The organism is Ruegeria sp. CRTD044 (genome assembly GCF_059613485.1).
In genome coordinates this window covers 2,501-5,988 of the sequence record NZ_JBXWSP010000014.1, presented here as the reverse complement: position 1 = coordinate 5,988, position 3,488 = coordinate 2,501, and the positions used below count along the sequence as shown (strand labels likewise).

General features: G+C 53.7%; 1 tRNA gene and 2 rRNA genes. All 3 read right to left on the bottom strand.

Features of this window, described 5'->3' with window-relative positions:
- Position 1: 1 nt before the first annotated feature.
- Positions 2–78: transfer RNA gene (locus AC2FNL_RS12090), tRNA-Met, on the bottom strand.
- Positions 79–164: 86 nt separating this feature from the next.
- Positions 165–279 (bottom strand): 5S ribosomal RNA (rrf, locus tag AC2FNL_RS12085).
- A 188-nt stretch (positions 280–467) separates the two neighbouring features.
- A 23S ribosomal RNA gene (locus AC2FNL_RS12080) occupies positions 468–3,297 on the bottom strand.
- Positions 3,298–3,488: the final 191 nt, after the last annotated feature.

Here is a 3,488-nt window from a genome sequence, read left to right as displayed (position 1 = left end):
TTGGTTGCGGGAGCAGGATTTGAACCTGCGACCTTCAGGTTATGAGCCTGACGAGCTACCGGGCTGCTCCATCCCGCGACACTTTGGTTTGGTCTGTTGCCTATTTGGCTGTTTGAGACCTGGTCGTGTTTTTTCATCGTTTTTGAGAGGGGGGATTTTTCTAGGTTTGGCGGTGACCTACTCTCCCGGGGCTTGAGCCCAAGTACCATTGGCGCTGCAGTGCTTAACTTCCGGGTTCGGGATGGGACCGGGTGTTTCACTTGCGCTATGACCACCAAACCGAGGAAAATCCCCGTCGCTCTTTTTGCTTTGCAAAAAGGCGGCGCGCGGCAGGCAGCGTATTCGCGAAGCGAATGCGCGTTGCCGCACGGTTGTTGTGTGACCCCTTGCGGGGTTTCACATCAATCAACGTTGTCCAACTCAAGGTCAGTGTATGCTTTTGGTGATTTGTCTTTCTGTTACTGGATCAAATCAAGCCTATCGGGCGATTAGTACCGGTCAACTGAACGCATTGCTGCGCTTACATCTCCGGCCTATTGACGTGGTGGTCTTCCACGGCCCTCAGGGAGACCTTGTTTTGAGGGGGGCTTCCCGCTTAGATGCCTTCAGCGGTTATCCTGTCCGATCATAGCTACCCTGCACTGCTGCTGGCGCAACAACAGGTCCACCAGTGGATCGTTCACCCCGGTCCTCTCGTACTAGGGGCAACTCCTCTCAAGTCTCCTACACCCACGGCAGATAGGGACCGAACTGTCTCACGACGTTCTAAACCCAGCTCACGTACCTCTTTAAACGGCGAACAGCCGTACCCTTGGGACCTGCTCCAGCCCCAGGATGAGATGAGCCGACATCGAGGTGCCAAACACTGCCGTCGATATGGACTCTTGGGCAGTATCAGCCTGTTATCCCCGGCGTACCTTTTATCCGTTGAGCGATGGCCCTTCCACTCGGGACCACCGGATCACTATGGCCGTCTTTCGACTCTGCTCGACTTGTCAGTCTCGCAGTCAGGCTGGCTTCTGCCATTGCACTCAACGAGCGATTTCCGACCGCTCTGAGCCAACCTTCGCGCGCCTCCGTTACGCTTTAGGAGGCGACCGCCCCAGTCAAACTACCCGCCACGCAGGGTCCCGGATCCGGATAACGGACCGCGGTTAGACATCAAGAATGCAAAGGGTGGTATCTCAAGGGAGGCTCCACAGGAACTGGCGTCCCTGCTTCGAAGCCTACCACCTATCCTGCACATTGCAGTCCTGATGCCAGTGCGAAGCTGTAGTAAAGGTGCACGGGGTCTTTCCGTCTAACCGCGGGAAGCCTGCATCTTGACAGGCAATTCAATTTCGCTGAGTCGATGTTGGAGACAGCGGGGAAGTCGTTACGCCATTCGTGCAGGTCGGAACTTACCCGACAAGGAATTTCGCTACCTTAGGACCGTTATAGTTACGGCCGCCGTTTACCTGGGCTTCAATTCAAGGCTCTCACCTCTCCTTTTAACCTTCAGGCACCGGGCAGGCGTCAGACCCTATACGTCGTCTTGCGACTTCGCAGAGCCCTGTGTTTTTAATAAACAGTCGCCACCCCCTGGTTTGTGCCCCCAGCCCCTAGTTGCCTAGGAACCGGGCCTCCTTCTCGCGAACTTACGGAGGTATTTTGCCGAGTTCCTTCAACATCGTTCTCTCAAGCGCCTTGGTATGCTCTACCAGTCCACCTGTGTCGGTTTAGGGTACGGTCTGATGGAGGGCTATTTCCAGGAACCACTCAGCAGCCCAATCAATCCGATAAGATTGAACTACACCTGTGATCCGTCACATCCTCCTGGCCTAGGAATATTAACCTAGTTCCCATCGCCTACGCCTTTCGGCCTCGGCTTAGGGGCCGGCTTACCCTGCTCAGATTAGCTTTAAGCAGGAACCCTTGGACTTTCGGCGAGAGTGTCTCTCACACTCTTTGTCGCTACTCATGTCATCATTCTCACTAGTGATCTCTCCACCGGATCCCTCACAGGCCGGCTTCATCGAAAAGACTCGATCCTCCAAGGTGCCCCGAAAGACACTGAAGAGGATAAGTCTTATGTCACACTACGCTCTGCTACCATGCCTTACGGCATCCTAAGCTTCGGCTCATGGCTTGAGCCCCGTTACATCTTCGCCGCAGGACAACTTGTTTAGACCAGTGAGCTGTTACGCTATCTTTAAAGGATGGCTGCTTCTAAGCCAACCTCCTGGTTGTTTTGGTCGTCCCACCTGCTTTCCCACTTAGCCATGAATTGGGGGCCTTAGCTGTAGGTCAGGGTTGTTTCCCTCTCCACTACGGACGTTAGCATCCGCAGTGTGTCTGCCATCTAGTACTCCCGGGTATTCGGAGTTTGGTTAGGATCAGTAAGCCTGTGGGGCCCCATTACCCATCCAGTGCTCTACCCCCCGGGGTATTCGGATGACGCTCTACCTAAATAGATTTCGCAGAGAACCAGCTATCTCCGAGTTTGATTGGCCTTTCACCCCTAGGCACAGCTCATCCCGATCCTTTTCAACGGATGTGGGTTCGGTCCTCCAGTGCGTGTTACCGCACCTTCAACCTGGCCATGCCTAGATCACTCGGTTTCGGGTCTGATCCCACGAACTCATACGCCCTATTAAGACTCGCTTTCGCTACGCCTACACCTAACGGCTTAAGCTTGCTCGTGAGACCAAGTCGATGACCCATTATACAAAAGGTACGCCGTCAGCTCGCTAGGAGCCTCCGACTGATTGTAGGCGTTCGGTTTCAGGTACTGTTTCACTCCCCTCGTCGGGGTGCTTTTCACCTTTCCCTCACGGTACTGGTTCGCTATCGGTCAGCAAGGAGTACTTAGCCTTCGAAGGTGGTCCTCCGATCTTCAGACAGAATTTCACGTGTTCCGCCCTACTTAATACGTCCGTCAAAGCTTCGAATACGGGGCTGTCACCCGCTATGGCCATGCTTCCCAACATGTTCTTCTCACTTATCCGGCTCGGCTGGTCCCCGTTCGCTCGCCGCTACTAGGGGAGTATCAATTGATTTCCTTTCCTCCGGGTACTTAGATGTTTCAGTTCCCCGGGTTTGCCCTTAAAACCCTATGTATTCAGGTCTTAAGTACCTGGTCATGCTCATTATTGATCAGCTGTGCTAACAATAACAAACATTCAGGTGGGTTGCCCCATTCAGAGATCCATGGATCAAAGCTTATTCTCAGCTCCCCATGGCTTATCGCAGAGTATCACGTCTTTCATCGCCTCTTGCTGCCAAGGCATTCACCAAACGCCCTTCTCGCGCTTGATTTGATCCAGAAAGAGAAAGACTTGATATTGGCACTACCGCCTATTCGGCTACTTGAGTGCGTTTGACCGCACACAACCAAAGCTGCGCTAGTAATCAAATCAATCGCGACCGCCCAGCTGGTAACTAAAGGCGATCTTTCTTCTGAACCAAAAGCATACTTTCCCGCCTCCCATCCTGGAACCCGCGCTGCC